Annotated in this window: 16 protein-coding genes; 8 read left to right on the forward strand and 8 right to left on the reverse strand. The window is 59.8% G+C overall.

Going from position 1 to position 23,441, the window contains the following annotated elements; genetic code table 11:
• Positions 1 to 15: 15 nt before the first annotated feature.
• Positions 16 to 1,551 (reverse strand): hypothetical protein, encoded by a 1,536-nt coding sequence (locus WJU23_RS10335; protein ID WP_346332482.1) that lies wholly within the window; start codon positions 1,549 to 1,551, stop codon positions 16 to 18.
• 51 nt (positions 1,552 to 1,602) lie between these two features.
• Positions 1,603 to 3,018, reverse strand: a complete 1,416-nt coding sequence (locus WJU23_RS10340) for a sulfatase (RefSeq protein WP_346332609.1) — start codon at positions 3,016 to 3,018, stop codon at positions 1,603 to 1,605.
• Positions 3,019 to 3,215: 197 nt separating this feature from the next.
• Between WJU23_RS10340 and WJU23_RS10345 the strand changes: the two genes are divergently transcribed.
• A complete protein-coding gene (locus WJU23_RS10345; RefSeq protein ID WP_346332483.1) occupies positions 3,216 to 4,241 on the forward strand; it encodes a zinc-binding dehydrogenase in 1,026 nt (341 codons plus the stop codon).
• A gap of 37 nt (positions 4,242 to 4,278) precedes the next feature.
• Here the strand turns inward: WJU23_RS10345 and WJU23_RS10350 are convergent, their stop codons facing one another.
• The gene (locus tag WJU23_RS10350; protein WP_346332484.1) at positions 4,279 to 4,857 is read right to left on the reverse strand and encodes a hypothetical protein; all 579 of its coding nucleotides are present in this window, start codon (positions 4,855 to 4,857) and stop codon (positions 4,279 to 4,281) included.
• A gap of 163 nt (positions 4,858 to 5,020) precedes the next feature.
• Here WJU23_RS10350 and WJU23_RS10355 point away from each other — a divergent pair, with 163 nt between their 5' ends.
• Both WJU23_RS10355 and WJU23_RS10360 read left to right on the forward strand, forming a co-directional pair.
• The gene (locus tag WJU23_RS10355) at positions 5,021 to 5,710 is read left to right on the forward strand and encodes a family 16 glycoside hydrolase (RefSeq protein WP_346332485.1); all 690 of its coding nucleotides are present in this window, start codon (positions 5,021 to 5,023) and stop codon (positions 5,708 to 5,710) included.
• A gap of 98 nt (positions 5,711 to 5,808) precedes the next feature.
• The gene (locus tag WJU23_RS10360; RefSeq protein ID WP_346332486.1) at positions 5,809 to 6,615 is read left to right on the forward strand and encodes an SDR family oxidoreductase; all 807 of its coding nucleotides are present in this window, start codon (positions 5,809 to 5,811) and stop codon (positions 6,613 to 6,615) included.
• A gap of 4 nt (positions 6,616 to 6,619) precedes the next feature.
• Here WJU23_RS10360 and WJU23_RS10365 read toward each other — a convergent pair whose 3' ends face one another.
• Complete coding sequence (locus tag WJU23_RS10365; RefSeq protein ID WP_346332487.1) at positions 6,620 to 7,735, reverse strand: glycosyltransferase family 4 protein; 1,116 nt, start codon at positions 7,733 to 7,735, stop codon at positions 6,620 to 6,622.
• A gap of 191 nt (positions 7,736 to 7,926) precedes the next feature.
• On the opposite strand from WJU23_RS10365, the gene WJU23_RS10370 reads away from it, so the two are divergent.
• Complete coding sequence (locus WJU23_RS10370; RefSeq protein ID WP_346332488.1) at positions 7,927 to 11,595, forward strand: MBG domain-containing protein; 3,669 nt, start codon at positions 7,927 to 7,929, stop codon at positions 11,593 to 11,595.
• Between the two features lie 115 nt (positions 11,596 to 11,710).
• Here WJU23_RS10370 and WJU23_RS10375 read toward each other — a convergent pair whose 3' ends face one another.
• Entirely contained in the window at positions 11,711 to 14,041 is a 2,331-nt protein-coding gene (locus WJU23_RS10375) for a beta-ketoacyl-[acyl-carrier-protein] synthase family protein (RefSeq protein WP_346332489.1), read from the reverse strand.
• A 123-nt stretch (positions 14,042 to 14,164) separates the two neighbouring features.
• Here WJU23_RS10375 and WJU23_RS10380 point away from each other — a divergent pair, with 123 nt between their 5' ends.
• Positions 14,165 to 15,421, forward strand: a complete 1,257-nt coding sequence (locus WJU23_RS10380) for an AMP-binding protein (RefSeq protein WP_346332490.1) — start codon at positions 14,165 to 14,167, stop codon at positions 15,419 to 15,421.
• A 138-nt stretch (positions 15,422 to 15,559) separates the two neighbouring features.
• A complete protein-coding gene (locus WJU23_RS10385) occupies positions 15,560 to 17,599 on the forward strand; it encodes a DUF5722 domain-containing protein (RefSeq protein WP_346332491.1) in 2,040 nt (679 codons plus the stop codon).
• A gap of 85 nt (positions 17,600 to 17,684) precedes the next feature.
• Here WJU23_RS10385 and WJU23_RS10390 read toward each other — a convergent pair whose 3' ends face one another.
• From WJU23_RS10390 to WJU23_RS10400, 3 genes are all read right to left on the reverse strand, one after another.
• Complete coding sequence (locus WJU23_RS10390) at positions 17,685 to 19,787, reverse strand: catalase (RefSeq protein WP_346332492.1); 2,103 nt, start codon at positions 19,785 to 19,787, stop codon at positions 17,685 to 17,687.
• Positions 19,788 to 20,026: 239 nt separating this feature from the next.
• The gene (gene xylA / locus WJU23_RS10395; RefSeq protein WP_346332493.1) at positions 20,027 to 21,343 is read right to left on the reverse strand and encodes a xylose isomerase; all 1,317 of its coding nucleotides are present in this window, start codon (positions 21,341 to 21,343) and stop codon (positions 20,027 to 20,029) included.
• Positions 21,344 to 21,451: 108 nt separating this feature from the next.
• Entirely contained in the window at positions 21,452 to 22,225 is a 774-nt protein-coding gene (locus WJU23_RS10400; protein WP_346332494.1) for an AraC family transcriptional regulator, read from the reverse strand.
• A 487-nt stretch (positions 22,226 to 22,712) separates the two neighbouring features.
• Here WJU23_RS10400 and WJU23_RS10405 point away from each other — a divergent pair, with 487 nt between their 5' ends.
• Together WJU23_RS10405 and WJU23_RS10410 are read left to right on the forward strand one after the other, a co-directional pair.
• The gene (locus WJU23_RS10405; protein WP_346332495.1) at positions 22,713 to 23,072 is read left to right on the forward strand and encodes a hypothetical protein; all 360 of its coding nucleotides are present in this window, start codon (positions 22,713 to 22,715) and stop codon (positions 23,070 to 23,072) included.
• The gene (locus WJU23_RS10410; protein ID WP_346332496.1) at positions 23,069 to 23,440 is read left to right on the forward strand and encodes a CoA-binding protein; all 372 of its coding nucleotides are present in this window, start codon (positions 23,069 to 23,071) and stop codon (positions 23,438 to 23,440) included. The genes WJU23_RS10405 and WJU23_RS10410 overlap by 4 nt, the downstream gene beginning before the upstream one ends.
• Position 23,441 lies beyond the last annotated feature (1 nt).

Below are 23,441 nucleotides of genomic sequence, written 5' to 3' on the forward strand. Positions count from 1 at the left end.
GGGTTTAACCAAGGGTCACTCAAACTTTAGCGAATAAAGGTCCGCATCCCGAAGCATGAAACGCAGGCGGACAGGCTTTCCTGACAGGGCGCTGACATCGCTGCCGCCTTTCCAGGTGACGATGCGGGCATGGGAATCGCCAAACTGAGGTTCGGAATCGGCAAGGGCAAAGCCGGGGATGGGCTGACCCTTTGCATCCTGGATCTCCACCTGGATATCGCCTGCGGCAGAAGAGGCGAAATTCAGCGTCAGTTTCTTGCCGGTGAAAGTAAGCGGGCGGGTGATCAGCTCACCGCCCTTCATGGGGGCATGGATGGAAACGAATCCATCCAGGCGCAGGGTGTACCGGCGCAGAGCGCTGCTGTTGCCGGTCCAATAACTTTCCGTGGCATAGAAGGAAAGCTCGTCAGGCGCACCTTCGATGGTGGACTTGGTTTCCACCGCATGCCAGGCGAGGTATTGATGCCCGTAGTTCCAGGAGCCCTCGCGCTCAATGCCGGGGCGCAGGAAAGCCTCGTTCCAGCGTTTAAATTTCACCCCATTCCGGCTGACCATGAGAAGCCCCTCGGTGATGGCGCTGCCGTATCGCTGGCTGCCGGTGGCCCTTGCCTCGCGGTGCTCGCGCTCGGGCAGGGCCTTCATGCTGGCGGAGTTCCAGTCGCGTTCGATGTAGCGGGTCGGGAAGCCAATCAGCAGATGCGGGGCGCGATGGTATGGCTTGATCTGGTTGGTATAAAGCTGCTCCTCCGGGCTGTCTTCATAGCTCAAATTCTCATCATTTTCCCAGTGGAGAAAGTCCTTGGACGTGGCGGTGCGGATGGAGCGGATGCCCTGATATTTGCCTTTTTTGCCCTCCTTTTCATCGGCGCTGAAATAGCGCCAGTAGGCCCGATAGACCCCGCTTTCTGCATCCCAAAACGCCAGGTTCTGCGAGTCGAACGCGCCGTCAGTAATGACGGGGGCATCGGCCATGGGAGACCAGCGCAGGCCATCGGCAGATTTGAGGGCCAGCAGGCCGGTGGGTTTGTGCGAGCGCACGATGGCCTTGTACTTCGCATCCGCAGGCGCGGCCGGGTTTTCATCCTTGAAGACTGCGGGGTGCCCGCCATCCGGATTCACCTTTCCCATCATGCCGTAGGGGATGACGATGTTGTTGGCCTTGGAGCCGTTGAATTCATGCTGGCCGACTTCTGGTTTGCGCCAATGAATGCCATCGTCGCTTTCGGCATAACAAGTATAAAGCGGATGGGTGCTGGTATCAATTTTCCCCTCCTTCACCTCCAGCTGCCAGGCTTTGTAATACATGCGGTAGAGGCCGCCATCTTTGAAGACACTGTGATAACCGCTGCCGCTGCCCTCCCACGGTGCATCGTGGACGATGGCGATCTCCTGAGGCTGCGGATGGTGCAGCCGCTGCGTGGCCTGGCCTTTGAACTCACTGATGAGGTGGTCATCCACGAAGAGCTCACGTCGGCTGCCGATTGGCAGCGGCTCCTGGGCCCACAAGGGCAGGGCCATAGCGGATACGAGGGCGACTAGGGAGGTGCGCATCGGAAGCATCTCCAACAAACGCTTTCAGAAAGGCGCTTTCAGGAAATTTTGTCACAGCCTTGCTGGCACGATGGGCGAATCTGGCACCTTGCCTTCGGCTTTGGGGGAGAATAGAGGCTTGAGTGTTTGGATGACCTCTTTGCCTTCCGGGGTGTTCGCCAGATTGGTAAATTCGTCGGGGTCTTTTTCGTGGTCGTATAGCTCCAGGCCTTCGCGGCCTTCATTCCATTCGGTATAGCGCCAGCGGGCGGTGCGCAGGCTGCGGCCCATAACGGGTTTTGGGAACCGGGCATCAGCAGGCCGGAGGATCTGGGTGAGGGCGTGGCAGTCCCATTCAGCGGCGGGATCGTCCAGCAAGGGCTGCAAGTTCCGCCCGCTAAGTTGCGGCGGGGTATCGAGTCCGCACAGGGCTGTGAGAGTGGGGTAAAGGTCCACCAGTTCGACGATGCGATTGCAGGCACGGCCCTGGCCACGGGTGCCGGGTGCACGAATGATGAGCGGTGTGCGTGCGGATTCCTCCATCAGGCTGCGCTTCTGCCACATGCCCAGATGCTCGCCCAGATGATAACCGTGGTCGCTCCAGAGAACGACGATGGTATTCTCTGCAAGCTTAAGCCGGTCCAGCGCCTCCAGCACCCGGCCAATCTGAGCATCTACAAAGGAAACGCTCGCGTGGTAAGCTTGCAATGCCTGCCGGCAGGTGGTTTCATCCAGGCCGTAATGCGGGGTGGGATTGTTATGGGCAAAGGCGGCAGCCGGCATGTCCTCACGGTCATCCGGCGGGGCAGTGGGCAGACGCATTTCCTCTAAAGGATGCAGATCAAAGTAACGTTTCGGAGCCACAAAGGGTGTGTGCGGCCGGAAGAAACCGACCCCCAGGAAGAAGGCTTTGTCAGTCGTCTGCTGCTGTTCCAAAAGGCGGATGGCCTCGGTGGCGATCATGCCGTCCGTTTGCTCCTCATCGCTCCCGTCTGCCGCCAGCCAGCTCAGGGCCGCGCTCACGGGTTTTGCCGGTGTGGGATTGATGATGAGGGCTTCATCCGTCACGTCGCGGCCTTTGGGATTGATGACGAGATCCCAGGAGGGTTTGTCATCCAGACCGTCGGTGCCGATGCCTTTGGGCACATCGTAATGATACAGCTTGCCCACGCGCGCGGAGAACCAGCCGTTTTGCCGGAAATATTGCGGCAGCGTCGCCAGGTCCGGCTTTTCCTCGCGGAAATGCCGGTCCAGATCATAGACGCGGATGGCATCCGGCCGCAGACCGGTGAGCACGGAGGCGCGGCTGGGATTGCACAGCGGGATCTGGCAGTAGGCACGGTCAAACCTCACCCCGCTGGCCGCCAGGCGGTCCAGGTGCGGCGTCTTCGCCACCGGATGGCCGGCGGAGCCCAGCACATTGCCCAGATCATCCACGGCAATGAAGAGCACATTCGGGCCTGCGGCGTGGGCTCCGAATGAGGTCAATAAGAGGACTGCGAGGCAAAGGGCTGTCCGCCAAAAGGAGGGTAATGGTGACAAGGTGGGCATGAGTAAGTTATAAAACGCAACGCTGCCGCGTGTATAGCCTCGGGTGCAGGTATTCGTCCGCCTTGTCGTAAATCGCATACTCTTTGTCGTGGTCAAGCCGCCGGGCTTTGACGTATGCTGGCTTAAACCTAACCATGAAATCCGCTGCCGTTGTCAATTATGCCCCGGAAAAGGGCTCGGTCGAAATCCGTGAAATCGAGAAACCCGAAATCGGTGCGGAGGATGTGCTGCTGGAGGTGGCCAATGTCGGCGTCTGCGGCAGCGACCTTCACCAATGGACCGCAGACCATTCCTGGCCGGTGAACTATCCCGTGGTGCTCGGCCACGAGTTTGGAGGGCGTATTGTCCAGGTGGGCAAAGACGTGGAAGGCTGGCAGGAGGGCGACCGCGTCGTGTCTGAAACCGCCGCCATCATCTCCAAGGACAACCCCATGACCCGCCGGGGCCTTTATAACCTGGACAATACCCGCAAAGGTTTCGGATACGGCGTTAACGGAGCCATGACCAAGTATGTGCGTGTGCCCTCACGTATCCTCCACCACGTGCCGGATCAACTGCCCTTTGAGCAGGCCTGCCTCACGGAGCCCTGCTGTGTGGCGTATAATGCCGTGGTGAAAAATGCCCGCATTGAGCCAGGGGACCGCGTCGTTGTGCTTGGCCCTGGAACCATCGGCATCCTCTGCGCCGCCATGGCCCGCCTGTGCGGGGCGGAGGTGGCCATCGTCGGCCTGCCACAGGATGCGCACCGGCTGGAGATCGCCAAAGGTTACGGCTGCGAAGTCATCATCGGCGATGCCAAACCCTGGGCATTGCAGCGCGACGGCCTGGGCTGCGATGGCGTCATTGATGCCGCCGGCGCCAGCATCACGCTGAAGATCGCCCTGGACATTGTCCGGCCCGCCGGGTGGATCAGCAAAGTGGGTTGGGGGCCACAACCGCTGGGTTTTAACATGGACCCGCTGGTGCAGAAGAACATCACCCTGCAAGGCAGCTTCAGCCACAACTGGCCCATCTGGGAGCGTGTCATCGCCCTGCTGGCCAGCGGCCAGTTTGATGTGAAACCCATTATCGGCGGTGTATGGCCCGTCACCGAATGGCATCAGGCCTTTGAAAAAATGCACAAAGGCGAGGTGGTGAAGAGCGTGTTGAGGCCGGTGTGAGAAAGGACATCCCGGATTATGGACCGGGACTCATATCCTACATCTCATCCTCCAGCTCTTTCAGATAGGAAATCATGGCGGCCTCCATCCGGGCAAAATCTTTTCCCGGGTCAGTGTCCAGAATGAAGGTCAATTCCTCAGCCGCTTCCGTGCGAAAGGGATGACGGGTATTCTTGGCGATCTCAAGCAGCACCGGAAGCCGGACCCTTTCATCCCGGTTGCCCAGGTCAGTATAGAAGACATCCAGCACTTCTTCCCCCAGCCCGGCATCCACCGTCAGCGGGCGCATCTTGGCATAAGTTTCATCGGAAACGTTGTCACAAATGTGCTGGGCGGCATCCTCCTTGCCCCTGACTGGAAGGGTGGGGAAGAGCACAATGAGGCGGTCCGCAATGTCCTCCATCTCAAGAGCAGAATGGACAATCTTCTCCAGCCTCACCTCCCAGTCTTCCTGGGGAACGGGCATCGGAGTGGCAGGGTTTGGCACCTGGGAGGTGGGGCTGATGGCAAGCTGGGACGGCGCTGCTGCCGGGCCCAGGTTCAAGTACCAAAACACTGCCCCCAGCACACCTGTGGCAAGGATAACAAGGGCAATCACCAGGGCGTGGGGCTTCATCCAGATAGCATAAGTTCCCCCGGTTCCTCGGCGAGACCTATTTTAGCATTCTCATATCTCAGTGTGCCCAGCAGGAGATCTGACCTCCTCGCTTTCGTGATGGTTTTCTGCCGGGTATTCGCTATTTGCTGCCGCACCATACGTTATCTTCCACCCAATCCCCATGAAACTCATCCAGCCACTCCTCCTTGCCTCCCTTTTTGCCACCGGTGCTTTTGCCGCTGACTATACACGCGTCATCTTTGCGGATGATTTTTCTGCCGAGGGTTTCGGGCCGCGCTGGGGGCACTATAAAAGCTCCAGCGTGGTGAAGGACGGCGTGCTGGTGGGCATCACGGCCCCGACTTCTGACCACTCCGCCGTGGATAACATCCGCATTGATGGGGAGAAGGATCTGGAGGTTTCGGTGAAGTTTCGTTTCGTTTCTGACAAGGCGAAAAGCTTCAATGTCTGGTTCGATGACAAAGGCTACAAGGGCTCCCACGCCGGGCACATCTGCCAGGTGACAGTCTCCCCCACGAGTGTGAACATGGCGGATGCCAAGACTGGAGCCTTCACCCTGGAAGGCGGACTTTATGATCGCAAGAAGGCCAACCAGCTCACCGATGATGAAAAGAAAATGCTGGCCGCCAAAGCCAAGCGCGAGCCAGTGAAGCTGAGCCTGGAGAAATGGCACACGCTAGTGGTGCAGACGAAGGGCGATGAGATCGAAGTCACCATCAATGGAAAAAAAGCGGGCAGCTTCAAGTCCGAAGGCATCGCCCATGAAACGAAGTCCCTCATCAGCCTGACCACGAACGCCGTGGATGTGGAGTATGATGACTTCAGCATCAAAGGCGTGGCCAAACCCTGAGATCTGTTGTGGCCGATGGCCACGTCGTAAATCGCATAGAAACTGACGTGGCAGCAACCCTGCGCCAGGGTTTAATGGCGGTCATCTTTTATCCTCCCATGCGCCTCGAAAACAAAGTCATCCTCATCACTGGAAGCGCCACCGGCATTGGCTGCGCCATCGCCAGACGCTGCGTCGCGGAAGGCGCACGCGTGGTCATCCACGGGCTGGAGGCGGATCTGGCTGCGGCCGTAGTGGCCGAGCTGGGAGCGGACAAGGCGGTGTCGCATATTGAGGATCTGAATGCCGAAGGCTGCCCGCAGCGGCTGGTGGAGGTGGCGGTGAAAAGTTTTGGCCGCCTGGATGCCGTGGTGAACAATGCCGCCATGGTTGGCCAGGGCAACATCCACACCACGACGGCGGACTTCTTTTCCAAGATGCTGCATGTGAATGCCGTGGTGCCTTTCCTGCTGATCCAGGCAGCCCTGCCGGAACTGCGGAAAGTGCGCGGCTGTGCACTGAACATCGGCAGCGTGAACGCCTGGTGCGGCGAGCCAAACCTGCTGCCCTACAGCGTCTCCAAAGGTGCGCTGATGACTTTGACGCGTAACCTGGGAGACACTCTGATGCAAGAGGACGGCGTGCGGGTTAACCAGATCAACCCCGGCTGGGTGCTGACGGAAAATGAAGCCAAGCGCAAGCGCGAGCATGGCCTGCATGAAACGTGGTATCAGGACCTGCCGAAGATCTATGCGCCAGCCGGGCGCATCCTCTGGCCGGAAGAGATCGCCGCGGCGGCGGTCTATTGGCTGGCGGATGAAAGCGGCCCCATCAGCGGCCAGGTCATGGACCTGGAGCAGCATCCCTTCATCGGGCGCAATCCGCCAAAGGATACCTCGACGATACCAGCACCGGCCAAGCTCTGAGCGGTCAGCTCAGCAGCTTGATATAGACCGCCTCCGTGCGGTCAATTTGGGTCTCGAAGGTCAGTTCACGCAGGGCGTGGGCACGGGCTTCAACGGCCATTTTTTTCGTCGCTTCAGGTTCGGTAAAAACGGCCCGCAATGCCCCTGCCAGGGCCACGGCATCCCCAGGCGGGACCACGCGGCCACGGACTCCATCCTCCACCACCTCCGTCAGGCCGCCGGCGGAGGACGAGATGACCGGGGTGCCCACCAGCATGGCCTGGGGCAGCACCTGGGACGTAGCCTCGTTTTTTAGCGAAGGAAGCACGCAGACATCCATGATTCGCATCAGACTGGCCACATCCGTGCGATGGCCGGTGAGCACAACTCGGGTTTCCAGCCCGGTGTCCTTGATCTGCTTTTCCAGTGCCGGGCGGCGTGGTCCGGCACCCACGATGAGCAGGCGCAGTTTTGGCATGTCCTTCGCCAAACTGGTGAAGGACTCCAGCAGAACGTCATGCCCCTTCCAGCTCCGCAGCACGGCCACGATGCCGATGACCTGGTCGTCTTCCGCAAAGCCAAGCGAAGCACGCAGGCCGTCAATGGACACCTCCGGATGAAACACCGAGGTGTCCGCCCCAGCGGGAACCGAATACTGACGGGCCGGATGGCAACCGCCCACCTGGATGAGGTGGTCGCGGATGTGATGACCGCTGGAGATCACCGCTTCCGGCAGCAGATCATAGAGCAGTTTGGAGTTCAGTCCTGGCCGTACCGGGGAGGAAAGGTGGCGGCTGCGCACCATGGGCACGCCCGCCAGCTTGGCCCCCATGCCGCCCACCCAGCCATCCACGGAACTGTGGCTATGTACCAGATCAATCTTCTCACGACGGATCAGACGGGCCAGTTGAAAGACCGTCGGCAGGTGGACGGCGGATTTAAAAGGCAGGTGGGAGACTTGGAACCCGGCCTCCTGCGCGCGTTTGGAGATGGTGGACGCTTCCCGGCAAACAAGCTGCATGTGCCAGCCGCGATCACGAAAAGCCTCCATCTCCCGCAGGATGCGGATCTCCTGGCCTCCCCAGCCGAGGGACCATTCGGTGTGGAGGATGCGGCGGTTGGAAACAGGCTGGGCTGACATCCCCTTTCGATGGCTCAGGGCGCGAAAGCGTCAAGCAATAGTCGCAGGAGCCGGTCTCCCGGAATTTATATCGGTCCAAACTGTAACCTTTCCGCCCCAAGGGGGTGATGAAAGGGGTGCCAGCTAAGCTGATTGCTTATTGCGATGCGGTCAGCCTCGAAAGATAGCTGTTCCCTGCCCTACCCATGCTCATGAACAAATACACCAAACTCACTTCTGTTCTGGCTTTGATGCTGATGGGTTCTGCCCAGCCCATCCTCGCGCAAAGCGCCCCCAGTTTTACCCTGCAGCCCCTGCCGGTGACCACCACCACGGGCCAGACGATCATTCTGACCGCTGCAGCGACAGGAGATCCGGCTCCGACCCTGGAGTGGAACAAGATTGTGAACTCCAACAGAGTGCCGGTGACCGATAATGAGCGTATCTCCGGGGCCGCCACGCCCGAACTGACGATCACCAATGCCACCTTGGCCGATGCCGGCCAGTATCAGTTGCTGGCGAACAATGGCACGATTGCCTACAGCAACATCGTTGACGTCAAGCTGACCGCCACGGCTGGCGGGGCGACGTATTACCCTTTTGGCATCAACAATTCCTTTGGTGGTTCACTTGCGCCAGAGGCGAGTCCGGTCCGGGTTGGCATTGGCGAATCCACAAGCTATTTTGTGCCGGGAACAGGGCCAGTTTATTTGGAAAACACCTTTGTCAGCGGGGTTCTCTACAGCAAACTGGCGGACCTGAGTGATGACGGAACGCTGGCTTTGATCAGTGCTGGCTCAGGGAACCATCCTCCGCGAATATACACAATCGCCACCGGCGAGAGCACGGCCTATCCGGCCCTTCCTTCGTTTCCATGGGGAGAGATCACCGGGATCAATTTCTTTCATGGAGTCGCCTTTGCGGACAACGGCAATTTCGTGGGCCAGATCCAGGACCAGAATGGCCAGAACCGTGGCATCTTTTACAACGCTGAGACGGAGACCTACACCCTGCTGGGAACCCTGCCGAATGGAGACATCGCCAGCAATCCTGTCGGCTTGTCTGCGGATGGAACGACGGTGGCGGGTTACGAGCGCACGGGACTATTTAATGGTCCTTTCATCTGGACCGAAGAGAATGGATTTACCGTGCTGCCAGATTCGGCCGCCTTTGCGGCTCTCGGAGACGTCCGGGCCATCTCCCCCAGCGGACGTTACATCGTGGGCCTCTCCTCGGCGATCAACGGGCAGGGCTTCTCAGGCACGACCAGCCAGCGCTGGGACCGGGGGGAATCCCTGGGCGCGCCCGTACCCGCTCCTTTCACACGCTCATATGGCATGACGGCGGCGGATGCCTTCACCGTGAACGATGACGGCACTGCGGGTGGGTTCATGGGGCAGGCCAGTGTTTTTTCCTTGCAGGAGGCCGTGGTCTGGCTGCCCAATGGCACCCGCGTACCGCTTGCTGTCTATTTAAAAAACAAATATGGCCTGGAAACACCCGGGCATATCTTGAGGCAGGTCACAAGCATCTCCCCCGACCGGCGCGTCCTCGTTGGCACTTCCACCAATGGCATCAACCAGTCTGAAGGCTGGGTCATTGAGCTGCCTGAGCCCTTGGACCTGCCGGAGGACGGACTGATGACGGTCTTTAATTTTTCCGTCGGCGGACAGCTTGCTCCTGGGGATGCGCTGCTTTTCCAAAACCGTGCCATTGGAGCCTCAGATGATCGCTCCTTGGTTCTTCAGAATGGCGGTCTGGAGGTTCTGGGAGGTATCTCGGCCACGATCACAGGGACCCATGAGGATGATTTTAGCATCAATACCGTGAACCTTCCCGACAGCCGGAATCCGGACCAGACCTCCTTTCTGTCCCTGAAGTTTACCCCAACTGCGGAAGGGGTGCGCACGGCGACGCTGAACATCCTGAGTGATGATCCTCTGACACCGAGCTTCAGCGTCACGCTGACTGGCACCGGGCTGCCAGGATTGCTCTCTCAAACGATCACCTTTGATCCGCTGCCCGCGAAGCTGACCACGGACGGGGCTTTTGATGTGGCGGCAACGGCCTCCTCCGAACTGCCCGTGAGTTTCAGCATCTTTTCTGGTCCGGCGAGCATCTCCGGCAGCACCATCACTCTGACGGGAGAACCCGGCACAGTCATTGTGCGTGCCAGCCAGGCCGGTAATGCCACCTATGCTGCTGCCCCATTTGTGGACCAGTCCTTTCAGGTGACAGCTCCCGCAACAGGCGGCGGCGGCCCCTTGGTCTTGGAAAATTTGCAGCAGACTTATACCGGAACCCCACGGCCGGTCACGGTCACCGGCGGGCCTGACGGCAGCACCATCATCGTCACCTACAAGGGAGAGACAACTCCGCCGACGAATGCGGGCAGCTACAGCGTGGTGGCCACGGTTGAGGGCACGAAGACCAAAAAAACTGGCAAGCTGGTCATCGCGAAAGCACCCTTGACACTAACGGTGGATAACAAGCAGCGGTTCATGGGCCAGGAGAACCCGGAACTGACTTTCAGCTACTCGGGTTTTGTGAACGGAGACACCGCTGAAACCGCGCTGACCAAACAGCCCAAGATCACCACCACGGCCAAACTGAAGAGCCCTGGCGGCAGCTACCCCATCAAGGCCAGCGGGGCCGCGTCCGTGAATTATGCCCTGACCTATGTGAACGGGATCATGACTGTGGAAAGCTTTGGCGGGCGCTATGAAGCGCTGCTGGCCAAAATCTCTGACTCCCGTCCCGGTGCCAAAGTGGAACTCACCGTGGCGAAAAACGGCAGCTCTTTCACCGGCAAGCTGACGGTCCCCCAGGAGGCTGCGGCACTGCCTTTCAAAGGCAGCCTGACGGTGGATCCCGGACTGGAAGATGCGACGGCGGAGATCAGCATCACCTCGAAAAAAACCGGTCTGGTTTATGATCTGGCCCTGGCGCTGCCGCTTAAGGAAGCCTTCAGTGCTCAGCTCGCCGTGGATGATGTGGCTTTTGCCGGCACACTGAACGGCCAGTTGATTTACATACCGGCTCGCGGTGACGTCATTGAGTTTGCCGGGGCGCATACACTGGTTCTCGCACCGGGGGTGCCCGCAGCGGACACAGAGCTGCCTTTGCCAGAAGGTTCCGGTCATGGCATCGTCACCGTGGATAAAAAAGCGGTGATGAAAGTCGTTGGCCGCCTTGCCGATGGCACCTCCTTCACTGCCTCCCTGGCCCCGGACAGCCAGGCCGGTTACCGTCTGTTTGCGCAGCCTTACAAGCGGGCGGAGAGCTATATCGCCGGCGGACTGGATCTGGCGATCCATCCCGACATGCCAGAGCGCAGCTTTATTTCCGTGCAGTCGGCTACCCAGCTCGCCTGGGCCAAAGCCGCTGGTCCGAAAGACAAATCCTACATCGGCGGATTTGGTGTTCTGGATACCCAGGTCACTCTCGACCCCTGGATCAAGCCCACCAAAGCGAAGAAGGACCTGCCCGCCATCACCCTGGCAGCCCTATTGGGCCTGGATCAGACCGGTGCATTCACGGTATCGCACAGCAGCATCGCCAGCCCGTCGGATTCGGATCTGCCAGTGGCACTGGCCATGGATGTCGTCAAGAACAGCGTCACCGTGACGGACCCGGCTGCAAACCCGACCCAATGGAAAGTGAAGTTCAATGCCTCAACCGGCGCCTTCACAGGTTCCTTCTCCCTGGCAGATGCCAAGACCCGGAAAGTTAACTTCACGGGCGTCCTTCGGCAGGCACCCAGCACGGACCTCACCGGCATCATCGGCCGTGGCCGGTTCCTCCTGCCTGCCCTGCCGACAGACCCGACCAAGGAGATCCAATCCGGCGATGTCCGTTTTGATCTGCCAGCGGCAGACTGACCAGGCAGGCTTGAAGGTCTCTTGTATCACCGCAGCCCTTTACCGAGAAAGGGGCTGCGGTTTTTTTATCCTGTCGTTATCTTGGCAAGCGGATGGCGCAGGCACGACTGACTGTCTACGGCACCTCCACAACGGCCCCATAGGCGGCACAGAGGGTGCCGGGAAGAGTGATGGATACAGAGTCACCCGTCTGGCGGGCGAGGGTGGCGGCGAGAGCAAGCTGAAGGGCACCGAAGGCACCCATGCTTTCACCCAAAACCTGGCGGAGATGATGGGTGGTGGCGGGCGGTGAGCAGTCTATCCCCGCTGCTTGGGCGGCAGATTCAGATTGGTCCAGGAGGGAAATACCAGAGAGGCCGGTGAGGTGGTGGGCCTGGTTAAACTGCGGCTGCTGGGCGAGGGCGAGGAGGTGGGCGGCTCTTTCGGCCTCGCTATGAAAGGGGAGAGCAGAAGTGTGGATGAGCTTTAAGCCGGGGCCATTGAGACTGAGAAGGAGGGCGGCGGCACCTTCTGTGGCATGGAGATCCGGGTGGTAATAGTGGACGGCCTCGGCTCCGAGCCAGTCACACTCCTCCGATCCGATGACAAGGACGTGATCCACAAGCTCCTGAAGCAGCCAGGTGTGGGCCATGGAGACCGCCTCGATGATGGCGCTGGATTCCCCGATGAGGGTGGTGGCAGGGCCGTCCACACCCAGGAAGGCGGCTACATGGGAGGCGGGGGCGTTATAGACGGTCTCAGGGAAGATGAGGGGACTGGCCAGGGCGGGGGTCTCAATGACCTCATGGTAAAATTTGCCGCTGAACTGCACGCAGCCGTTGAACATGAGCTGGACGATGCCGAGGCGGCCCGCGCCCTGGCCTTGCGGGAAACCCGCCTGCTCCAGGGCCTCCAGCGCGGCGGCCATGGTGAATTTGGTGATGGGGCTGGCGCGGCGGAGTCGGGGAAATTTTGGCAGGCGGTCTGGAGGCGAAGCGGGGGCCAGGCGGACGGGGCAGTCCCAGTCACGCTTACCGACGGTGCGGGCACAGTTGGTGCTGGGAAGGGCGGTGCGCTCCTGCATGGTGGCAGCGAGAGAGGCGGTGCCCCAACCGGCAGGTGAGACGGCACCAACGCCGGAGATGCGGAGGGGGGAGAATGACGAATGAGGAACCGCCAGCGCCTCAGATTCGTCATTCGTCATTCTGCATTCGTCATTCCTGGCCTTGCCGGGGGCGGCCTCGCATTGGGTAAAAACAAGGGTGGCATTGGTCCCACCGAAGCCGAAGCTGTTGGTGAGGGCGATGGGTACGGGGGCTTCGCGGAAGCTGTGGACGAGGTCAAAGCTGACAGCAGGGTCGGTTTCGCGGATGTTCAGGCTGCCGGGCATCCACTGGCCACGCATGGCCATGAGGCAGATGACGGCCTCCACAGCTCCGGCTCCGCCCAGGAGGTGGCCCATGGCGGACTTGGTGGAGCTGAGGGATATTTTGGCGGCATCCGCTCCGGCCCAGGCCTGGATGGCGCTGGCTTCCGCCACATCATTATAAGGAGTGCCGGTGCCGTGGGAATTGATGTAGCTGACTTCACCCGGAGTGATGCCCGCCATGGCGCAGGCACCTGTCATGGTGCGGATGGCGGCCTTGCCGGCGGGATCTGGCTGGGTGAGGTGGTGGAGGTCGGTGGCGGTGGCATATCCGGCGGCGACGGCGATGGCCTCGGCACGGCGCTCGGCAGCGGCGGATTCGCTTTCCAGGAGGACGAGGGCGGCACCTTCGCCCAGGGCAAGGCCGTCGCGGGCGGCATCGAAGGGCCGGGGAATGCCGCTGGGGGCGAGGGCGCGGAGGGTATCGAACCCCGCATAGACAAGCTCGGCCAGGGCATCGTAACCGCCGGCGATGACGCGCCGGGCCTTCCCCGTCTGGATCATGGCCATGGCATCGCCGATGGCATTGGCCCCGCTGGCGCAGGCATTGGAAACGATAATCATGGGGCCATGCCACCCAAATTCCTGGGCGATGGCATTGAGCTGGCGCTGCGGCTGGTAAAACTCCAGCCGCGAGATCTGGCCGGGGATCTTGGCCGGACTGCTGGTGGCGTGGCGGAAGTAATCCTGCCCGATGCCCATGGCCCCGGCGGAGGTGCCGATGATGATGGCATCCACGCCTTCCAGGCCGGACATTTTGGCCATGGCTAAGGTTTCCCGCAGGGCCAGGAGGAGCATTTTGGTGCCACGGTCAATGAGCGCCTCGCGGCGACGTGGGGTTTTAAAAAAGAGGCGCTCGGTGGGCAGGTCCACATGCGCGGCGGTCTTGGCGATGCGCTGGCTGACATCAAACATCGTCACAGGGCGAAAGGCCGTGCGGTTTGCCCGAAAAGAGGTTTCGTTTTCCTGCCAGTCCAGCCCGAGGGGCGAGACGATGCCGGCTCCGGTGATGAGAATGCGCTGGGAAGGAACTGAGACCACGGGAAAAAGAACGCTGATGGCCAGGGAATGGATTCCTGGGCTTGAACTGACAGGGACGGGCTGGCACAGTCCTGGCTCAATCCCTGTGCTGTCTGGTTTAGCCGTGCGCAGCGGAGAGTTCAAATGTTTGCTGACCGTTGGAAACAAATCCTTAACTTGCGCGGCGATGATGTAGCGCTCTGGCACCCTGGGGGTGCCCTGTCTTTTCGTGCCCTGGAGACGGCAGCGCGGGCGCTGCCGTCAAAGATCTGCGGGCGGCTGGGACGGCATTACCTGGCCCAGGGGGACGGCCCGGAGATTACCACGGCGCTGCTGGCGGGTTTTTTGACCGGACGGCCCGTGCAACTGGTGGAAAAGGACCGCTCCCGCCGGGTGCCTGCCTGCTGTGTGCCACGGAATGCGGCCCTGGTGAAGCAGACAGTGGGCAGCTCAGGCGTGCGCCGATGCCAGTTCTTTACCTTTGCGCAAGTGGCGGCGGATGTGGACCGGCTGCACGATGCGATGGGACTGAACAGCTGCGATGTGGCTCTGGCCCCTCTGAGCGTGGCTCACAGCTTCGGCCTGACGACAACGGTTTTGCAGACGCTGCTAAACGGCCTGCCCACGCACTGGCTGCCCACCCCCTTTCCCTGCGGCATGACCGAGGCGCTGGGCCAGCATGAGCGGGTGTTTTTACCCGGTGTGCCGGCGATGTGGAAGGCCTGGCTGCTCTCCGGGCTGGACCTTTCCCGCGTGAAGCTGGCCGTCTCCGCCGGATCTCCGCTGACACTGGAACTGGAGGCCAAGGTGCGGGAAACTTTTCATCTGAAGCTGCACAATCTTTACGGCACCAGCGAGACGGGGGCTATCAGCTATGATACAGGCAATGAGCCGCGAACAGAGGCGGGGGATCTGGGCACCCTCCTGCCGGGCGTGCAGGCAGCAGTCGAAAATGGACGCCTCGTGGTGGCCAGTGATGCCGTGGGCCTGGGTTATGACACGGTCCAGCCCGGGGAGCTTTTTTCCCTGGGCCGTCACCGAACCTGGGACCGCATCACCCTACGCGGGAATGCACTGACGTATGACGCCTGCGAGGGGCCGGGAATCAATGTCGCCAGCCGTAAGCTGAGCCCGGCAGTCATCGCCGAAAAGATCCGCACCGCCACAGGTGTGCGCCACGTGCGCATCCACGGCCAGCCGAGCCGCGATGCCGAACGCGTGCAGGACGTGGTCGCCTGCCTGGGCGTGACGCCTGAGCAGCTCACCTGTGAATTTAAATCCAAAGCCTGCGCAGCGCTGGCCCCCTGGGAGGTGCCCCGGCACTGGCGGATCGAAAATCCGGGCTTTGCGGCCAGTGAGGCGGAGAGGTCCGGCGGGTATGAGGGGATGGCGCTGGCGTGAGATTGTACCTTTGTGTTTAAATCCGGCAATCAAGGGCTCCTCGAGGCTCATGAGGAGCTTTCATTTCCCACCTGATAAATGCTATTTTATTAAAAGCAGCTGGGGAGATTGGGTCCAGGCAACACGTTGTTTGCGGCCATGATTCGATTTTTGGGCAGGGTAATGATTTTGTTCCATGCGGCAGCCGCACTGGGTGGGGAGATTCCTTTGGGGCTGGGACCCCACAAGGATGTGGAGGTGCGTGTGCAGCCGGAGACAGTGCTGGAACTTAAACTGGGCGAGGGCCATCCGCATTTCTGGACAGGGATCGTGTCAGGCGATTACAAAGTGGATGAGCACACCGTCCTCGCCCTGGAATATTTTGCGCCCTCGGGCCTGGAATCGGTGGTGTTAAGATACCGCGTCGCCAGCGGGGAGATGGCGGTGGCGGAGCAGCTGCCCGTGCCACTGGCGGAGACCTGGCAGCCGCTGGCGTTTGACCTGGGACAACTGGAAGTGAAACCGGCGGCGGGACATCCGGAGATGCGGTTTCATTTTGCGCTGAACGGAGCCGCAGGCACAGAGGTACAACTGCGCCGCATCCGGCTGCGTGAGACAAATGCGGAAGAGAAAACCCTGGCTGCGAACCGCGAAAAAATCATGGCTGAAAGGGAGGCGCAGGCCGCTGCCATCCTGGCTGATATCCGGTTGAACACGGAAGCCACGCTCCAAACAGTGCATGTAGGTGCAAAGGAAATCACGCTGATCGGCCGCGCTGCGGGACCGGTGAAAGTGGTGGGAATTCCGCCGGAAATGGTTTCCTTTCAGGCGGATAAAGGTGCGGTGGACGCAGACGCAAAACCGGATGCCAAAGGTGCCTTCAAGCTGACCATCGCGAGGGTGGTGGAGGGCAGCCAAAAGGACCGCGCTCTGTGGCGCTGGCGCCTGCTGGGCCCTGACGGTCAATGGGCCTCGCGAGCCATGTGGCCGACGGCTTACGGCCCGGCGGTGGGGCGCAACATACCGAAGCTGACCGCTCCGCACCAGAAGGGCATCGGCATGCCACCGGTACGGAATGCGGATCATGACATCTTCAACCTCGGCGTACGCCATGCGACCATGAACGTCGTTCTGCATGCGCTTATCCGTGAAACGGCGGCTCCAGGATGGACGCCCTGGAAGTTTGAAGGCCGCACCTATTACTTGAACGAAAAGCAGATCGAAGGTCATGACATCTCGCTGCGCCTCATGGCGGAGAAGAAGATCATCGTCAGCGCCATCCTGCTGGTGGGCAATGGGCGTGGTGCCGATGGAAAACCTGGGATGTCTCTCACTCATCCAGAAGCGGAATTACGCGGTATCTATTCCATCCCCAATCTGACAGCGGAGGAACCGGCGCAATTTTACCGTGCCGCGCTGCATCTCATGGCGGAGCGATGGACACGAGCGGACGGTTCCTGTGGCCGGGTAAGCAACTGGATCATGCACAATGAAATTGATCAGGGTGCCACATGGACCAACATGGGCGCGCAGCCGCTGGCACGTTATTTGGAAACCTATATGCGCTCCGCCAGGCTCATGCATCACACGGCGCGGCTGTTTGATCCGCATGCACGTGTGTTCATCTCGCTCACGCATCATTGGGCGAAAAAGAGCAGCGGCAGCGGCACCTACATCGTGAGGGACATGCTGGAGCTGTTCGCCGAAATGGCCCGTGCCGAGGGGGACTTCGAATGGGGTGTGGCCTACCACCCGTATCCTCGGGATCTGCGCAATCCGGACACCTGGAAAGACGCGGACCTGACGCAGGATTTCGACACCCCTTACATTACACCAAAAAATATCGAAGTGCTGCCCGCCTTCCTTGAGCAGTCACGCTTTTTGTTCGCGGGGAAACCGCGCGGCATCCTGTTGTCAGAGCAGGGTTTTAATACACCCACACTCAGCCTGGAGGACCAGCGCCGCCAGGTGGCCGGCCTCATTTACATGTTCCGCAAACTGCAGCCGCTGAAGACCATCGAGGCCTATCACCTGCACCGTTATCAGGACATGCCCGTCCAGGAAGGCGGCCTGCGCCTGGGCATCATCACCGAAACCGGGGAGCACAAGCTGGGCTGGGAGGCTTATCAGGCCATTGGCACGGAGAAGGAAGCGGAGTTTGAAAAGATGGCGGAGGAGGTAATGAAGCAGGGCGACTAACCAAAAGGAACGCATCATAAAAAAGTCTCATTGCCAGGGACCTCCCGGCAATGAGACGAGTGTTACCAGCTTGGCTGTCACTCAATTAACCCGGCCTTCTAAGCGCACACTCGCGCTCCCAAAGGCGGCCTTTTTTGGCGGTGGTGATGTATTTGGAAAGGGCGGTTTCAGTCGGCAAAGGCAGGATGCCTTCATCGGGCTTCACCCCAGCGCGATCTAGCAAGGGCTGGGCTTCAGGTGTGTGGCCGATGACTTTCAAGTGAGCAAAGGCATTGCTCACCCAGTCTACCGCCGCAGCCTGGGTGGCGAGATCCTGCGCACCTTCTTCGGACGCGAGGATGACCACGGCATCAAAGAAAATGGACGGCCCGCCGGAGATGGGGAAATCGGCCTCAAAGAGCGTTCCTTCACTGTCCATGGCCCCGCCCACTTTAGGGGCAATGACGGCTACAGAAGCCTTTTCCTTTTTCGCCCGCTGCTGCAAGGACATCAGCATAGTGGAATCAAATCCTTCCGTGACCAACACGCCGATCTTGCGTCCCTGAAGCGTCACGGGTGCTTTGTGAATCAGACTCAGACTCGGAGATGGATCCAGATCGCGGGAGGCCACAGCGGGTGTGATGGCCTCGGCTTCTTCGCTCATCCCGAGGGCCTCGGCGACTCCGTCATGAAGCTCGGAATCAATATTGGCTAGGTGCCCCAGCATCCGCAGGCGGATGGGTTTGGTTTCCACTTTCGCCAGCTCAAAGGCGAAAGCGCTGATGATGTGGGTTTGCTCTGGAGCAGTCATGGAACGGTAAAATTGGCGTGCCTGGGAATAGTGGTCCGCGAATGTTTCGGATCGTTTACGCAGTTTGGCCCCATCCATTTCTTCCGGATATGTGACAAATCCGTGCGTGGGATTTTCACGAGGAGCACCGCCATCGAAACTGTTCGGTTCGTAGTTCACCCGGCCTTTCGGCACCTCCATCTGCCGCAGACCATCACGCTGGAAATTGCGCATCGGGCAGCGCGGTGCATTGACAGGAATTTGGTGAAAGTTCGGCCCGCCCAGCCGCGAGAGCTGCGTGTCCTGGTAGGAGAACAGGCGGCCCTGCAGGAGAGGATCATTGGAGAATTCAATGCCTGGCACAATGTTGGAAGGCAGGAAGGCCACCTGCTCCGTCTCCGCAAAAAAGTTGTCCGCATTGCGGTTCAGAACCAGCTTGCCCACCATGCGCAGGGGGACGATTTCTTCCGGGATGAGCTTGGTGGCATCCAGGACATCGAAGTCCAACGTGGCGGCTGTTTCCTCATCAAAGACTTGCAGTCCCAGCTCCCACTCCGGGAAGTCGCCTTTTTCAATGGAGTCCCAAAGGTCACGACGATGGAAGTCAGGATCCGCCCCGTTGATTTTCACCGCTTCATCCCACAGGACAAAGGCGGCCCCCAGCTTGGGCCGCCAGTGGAATTTGACGAATCTGGAAACGCCCTCGGCATTGACCAGGCGGAAGGTGTGCACGCCGAATCCCTCAATCATGCGCAGGGAGCGCGGGATGGCGCGGTCTGACATGGTCCACATGAGCATGTGCATGGTCTCCGGGCTGAGGGAGGCGAAGTCCCAAAAGTTATCATGCGCGGAAGCCGCCTGCGGGAAGCCGCGATCAGGCTCCATTTTCACAGAGTGGACCAGATCCGGAAACTTCATCGCGTCCTGAATGAAGAAGACCGGGATGTTGTTACCCACCAGGTCATAATTACCCTCAGTCGTATAAAACTTCACCGCAAAACCGCGCACATCACGCGGCAGGTCACCCGATCCTGCACCACCGGCCACGGTGGAAAAGCGGACAAAGACCTCTGTCTTCACCTTCGGATTTTGCAAAAAAGCCGCCTTGGTGATGTCAGCCAGAGATTCATACACCTGGAAGTAACCATGCGCCCCTGAACCCCGCGCATGGACAATGCGCTCCGGGATTCGCTCGTGGTCGAAGTGGGTGATCTTTTCGCGCAGCACAAAGTCCTCCAGCAAGGTAGGGCCGCGCAGCCCTGCCTTCAGGGAGTTTTGGTTGTCGGAGATGGGGACGCCGTGGTTGGTGGTGAGCGTCTGTTTCAAGTCACTGGCAGTCTGGTGCGTTTCTGCGGGGGCCTGTCCGGTATATGGACATTTGGGCGCAGGTGTTGAAGCGGCTTTGGAAGAGGTGGGCATGATCGTTCAATGAGGAGATAAAGGAATCTCGCCCGCTGCATCCTGCTCTCAAGGCAGCAGCATGGGGCTGGACACCCACACATCGTCCCCCTGCTCTTTTTTGGATGTCTGGTGATTTTTCATGATCACCCAGGCAGCCAGCCACTTCGCCCCCCCCATGCATCTCAGGGCCCAAGACAAAAAAATGCTGCGGCCGCTATCGATGGCGGCCGCAGCCTGTGGCATCATCACATTCCGGCTCAGATGAAGTCGTTAATCAGATTCTCCAGCATCTCCTGGCGGCCGCTACGGGTGGCGGGTTCGCCTTTGCCGAGCGTGTAAGCCTCCAGTTCCTCCAACGTGACCGCTCCTGCCTCAATGCGGGCACCAATGCCGGAATCAAAGCTCTCGTAACGGGATTTCACAAAGTCATCCATCCGCCCGTCGCTGACGATGGCGTGGGCGATCTTGAGCCCCCGGGCGAAGGCGTCCATGCCGCCGATGTGGGCGTGAAAAAGGTCTTCTGGCTCAAAGGATTCCCGACGCGTTTTGGCATCAAAGTTCAGGCCGCCGGTGGTGAAGCCGCCCATTTTCAGGACTTCGATCATGATCTGCGTGGTCAGGTAGATGTCCGTCGGGAACTGGTCCGTATCCCAGCCGATGAGTTCATCCCCCGTGTTCGCATCCACCGAGCCGAGCGCGCCGGCCTCTCTCGCCACGCGCATCTCATGCATCATGCTGTGACCGGCCAGGGTGGCGTGGTTGGTTTCCAGATTCAGGGAAAGCTCACCCAACAAACCATACTCACGAAGGAAATTGAGGCAGGCGGCAGCATCGGAATCATACTGGTGCGTCGAGGGCTCGCGCGGCTTGGGTTCAATGTAGAAGGCCCCTTTAAACCCGATCTTCTTTTTATAGTCCACGGCCATGTGCAGGAGCCGGGCCAGATGATCCAGTTCGCGCTTCATGTTCGTGTTCCACAGCGTGGCATAACCTTCACGGCCGCCCCAAAAAGTGTAACCTTCCCCACCCAGGCGATGGGTGACATCAATGGCCTTTTTGATCTGGGCAGCGCCGTAGGCAAACACATCCGCATATGGGGAGGTGCCCGCCCCCTGGTTATACCGTGGGTGGGAGAACAGGCAGGCCGTGCCCCACAGCAGCTTGCAGCCGGTCTGCTTCTGCGCTTTCTCCAGCTCGTCCGCCACGGCATCAAAAGCGGCATTGGATCTGGCCAGATCATTCAGCTCCGGGGCCACGTCGCGGTCATGGAAGCAGTAGTATTCGATGCCGGTCTTCTGCATGAATTCAAACATGGCCCAGACGCGCTTTTGCGCATTCGCCACAGATTCCGTGCCATCATCCCAGGGGCGCTGGGCAGTCGCGCCACCGAAGGGGTCCGAGAGACCGTTGCGCATGGTGTGCCAGTAGGCACAGGCAAAGCGCAGGTGCTCCTTCATTGACTTGCCACCTACCAGCTCAGCGGCGTCGTAGTGTTTGAAAGCCAGCGGGTTGCGGGACTTGGGGCCTTCGAAGGCAATACGCGGGATGTTGGGAAAAAATTCGCCGTGGTTCATGGTGGCGATGCTGGAGCAAGGGCCTCGGGCGACAACCGCAAAGCCGTGGCATCTTTCACTTCATGGCCGAAATCGCATAACCAATGGCTTGTGCAACCGAACGGCGGCTCAGTCATCTGCGGCTTCTGAGGCACGCTGTCGGTGCTCCTTGCGGTAGCGGGATGGCGTCGTGCCCATGTGATGACGGAAATGCAGGGTCAGCGCGCTCTGGTCACAAAAGCCCGCGTGCAGGGCGATCTCGCGGATGTCCCGGTCACCTCGCCGCAGTTCCTGACACGCCGCCTGGATGCGGGTCTTGATCAGAAAATCACGCGGGCTGCTCTGGAAGACCTGCTGGAAGAGACGGTTGAACTGGCGCACGGAAAGCCCCGCCAGCGTGGCGAGATCTGTGATGGCGATGGGTTCACGAAAATGCTCCCGGATGTGGTTCACGGCCCGGTCGAGCTGGAAGTAGGGCGTCTTCACCGCACTGGCGGCAGCGTAGTTTTCAATAATCCCCATGAGACCGATGATGTGGCCCTGCGGGCAGCGCATCGGCAGCTTGTTGGTGAAGAACCAGTCCGGCAGCCCCTGCTGGTTAAAAAACGGCTCCACGATGCGTCTTTTGGGCTCTCCAGTGGTGAGGACTTCCTCATCATCTACCCGGTAGTTGCGGGCGAGCTGGACCGGGAAAAGGTCGAAGTCCGTTTTGCCAATCAACTCCGCTTCCGATTGAAAGCCAAACCTCCGCCAGAAGCGCCGGTTGGCCGCGACGAACTGAAAATCCCGGTTTTTGGCAAAGAAGGAGATTCCGGGCAGTTCATCAAACAACTGGCCAAAATGGCTGCCTCCCACCGCCAGAGCGAGAAAGGACTTTTGGGTCTGGAGGGTCGCTTGGGCCATGACATGGCCTGTTTAGCATAAGGAGAACGGGGTGGGAATGTGAATGCACACCCATCCCCCAAAAAATGAAAGCGCCCTGGACAAGAGCCAGGGCGCTTTGAGTCCCACGTTGTGCCGTCCGGTCTGAGGACCTCGTATCCCAAGGGCGACGAGGTGGGAATCCATGAACAAGGGCGCTGTCTTCCAGTGAAGGCATGACAAGACATCCCAGGTCACGTGACTCCCGGAGTCATAAAAACGGGCCGGGTCACTAACAGCCCGATGACGAACACTGCAGGAGAGTGAAAGGAAGAAACAGTCAGGCTTTCTTCCCGGGAAAGGGGATTTCAAAGAACGGCGGGAACCCGAGAGCGCCCATCTTGAATTAAGAAGTAGCATAGACAGGGCCAGGTCCGCATTCAAGACTGTAATGAGATGACTTGAGGGGCAAAATGTTCACCGAAAAAACGCTGTTGGCGCAAATTGCCTGGCTGCTGCATTTTGCGTGATGTTTGAACCTCGTGAATCTCCGCTGGCATCCGTGCCAGTCTTTGCCTGGCGCATGGCCAAGTTTTTCGGATTCGCCATGACTATCGCCAGCGTGGCACTCATCATCGGCATCCTCGGCTACCGATACATTGCGGAAATGAGCTGGGTGGACAGTCTGCTGAATGCCTCCATGATTCTCGGCGGCATGGGGCCCATGGGTGAACTGAACAGTGATGCCGCCAAGATCTTCGCCAGTGCGTATGCTCTCTTCAGCGGGCTGGTGTTCATTTCCGTGATGGGCATTGTACTCGCCCCGGCGGCGCATCGCGCGCTGCATCTGTTCCACCTGGATGAAAACGATAACAATCAAAACCTATGAGTACCCCTGAACGTGTCGTGATCCTCGGTGCCAGTGACCGGCCAGACCGCTATGCCCACAAAGCCATGAAAGCCCTGCTGCGGCATGGGCATGAAGTGGTGCTGGTGCATCCGAGGCATAAGGAGATCGAAGGCCGCCCGGTGCTGGCCGATGTGGGAGAGGTGACCGGCCCGGTGGATACCGTGACGATGTATGTTGGCCCGGCCATCTCGGCAGGGCTGGCGGACAAGCTGATGGCATTGAAACCGCGACGGGTGATTTTTAATCCCGGCTCGGAGAATCCGGAGCTGCAAGATAAGCTGGAGAATGCGGGCATCCGTCCGGAGGAGGCCTGCACTCTGGTGATGCTGGCGACAGGGCAGTATTGAC

The sequence above is a fragment of the Prosthecobacter sp. SYSU 5D2 genome, assembly GCF_039655865.1.
Classification (GTDB): domain Bacteria; phylum Verrucomicrobiota; class Verrucomicrobiia; order Verrucomicrobiales; family Verrucomicrobiaceae; genus Prosthecobacter.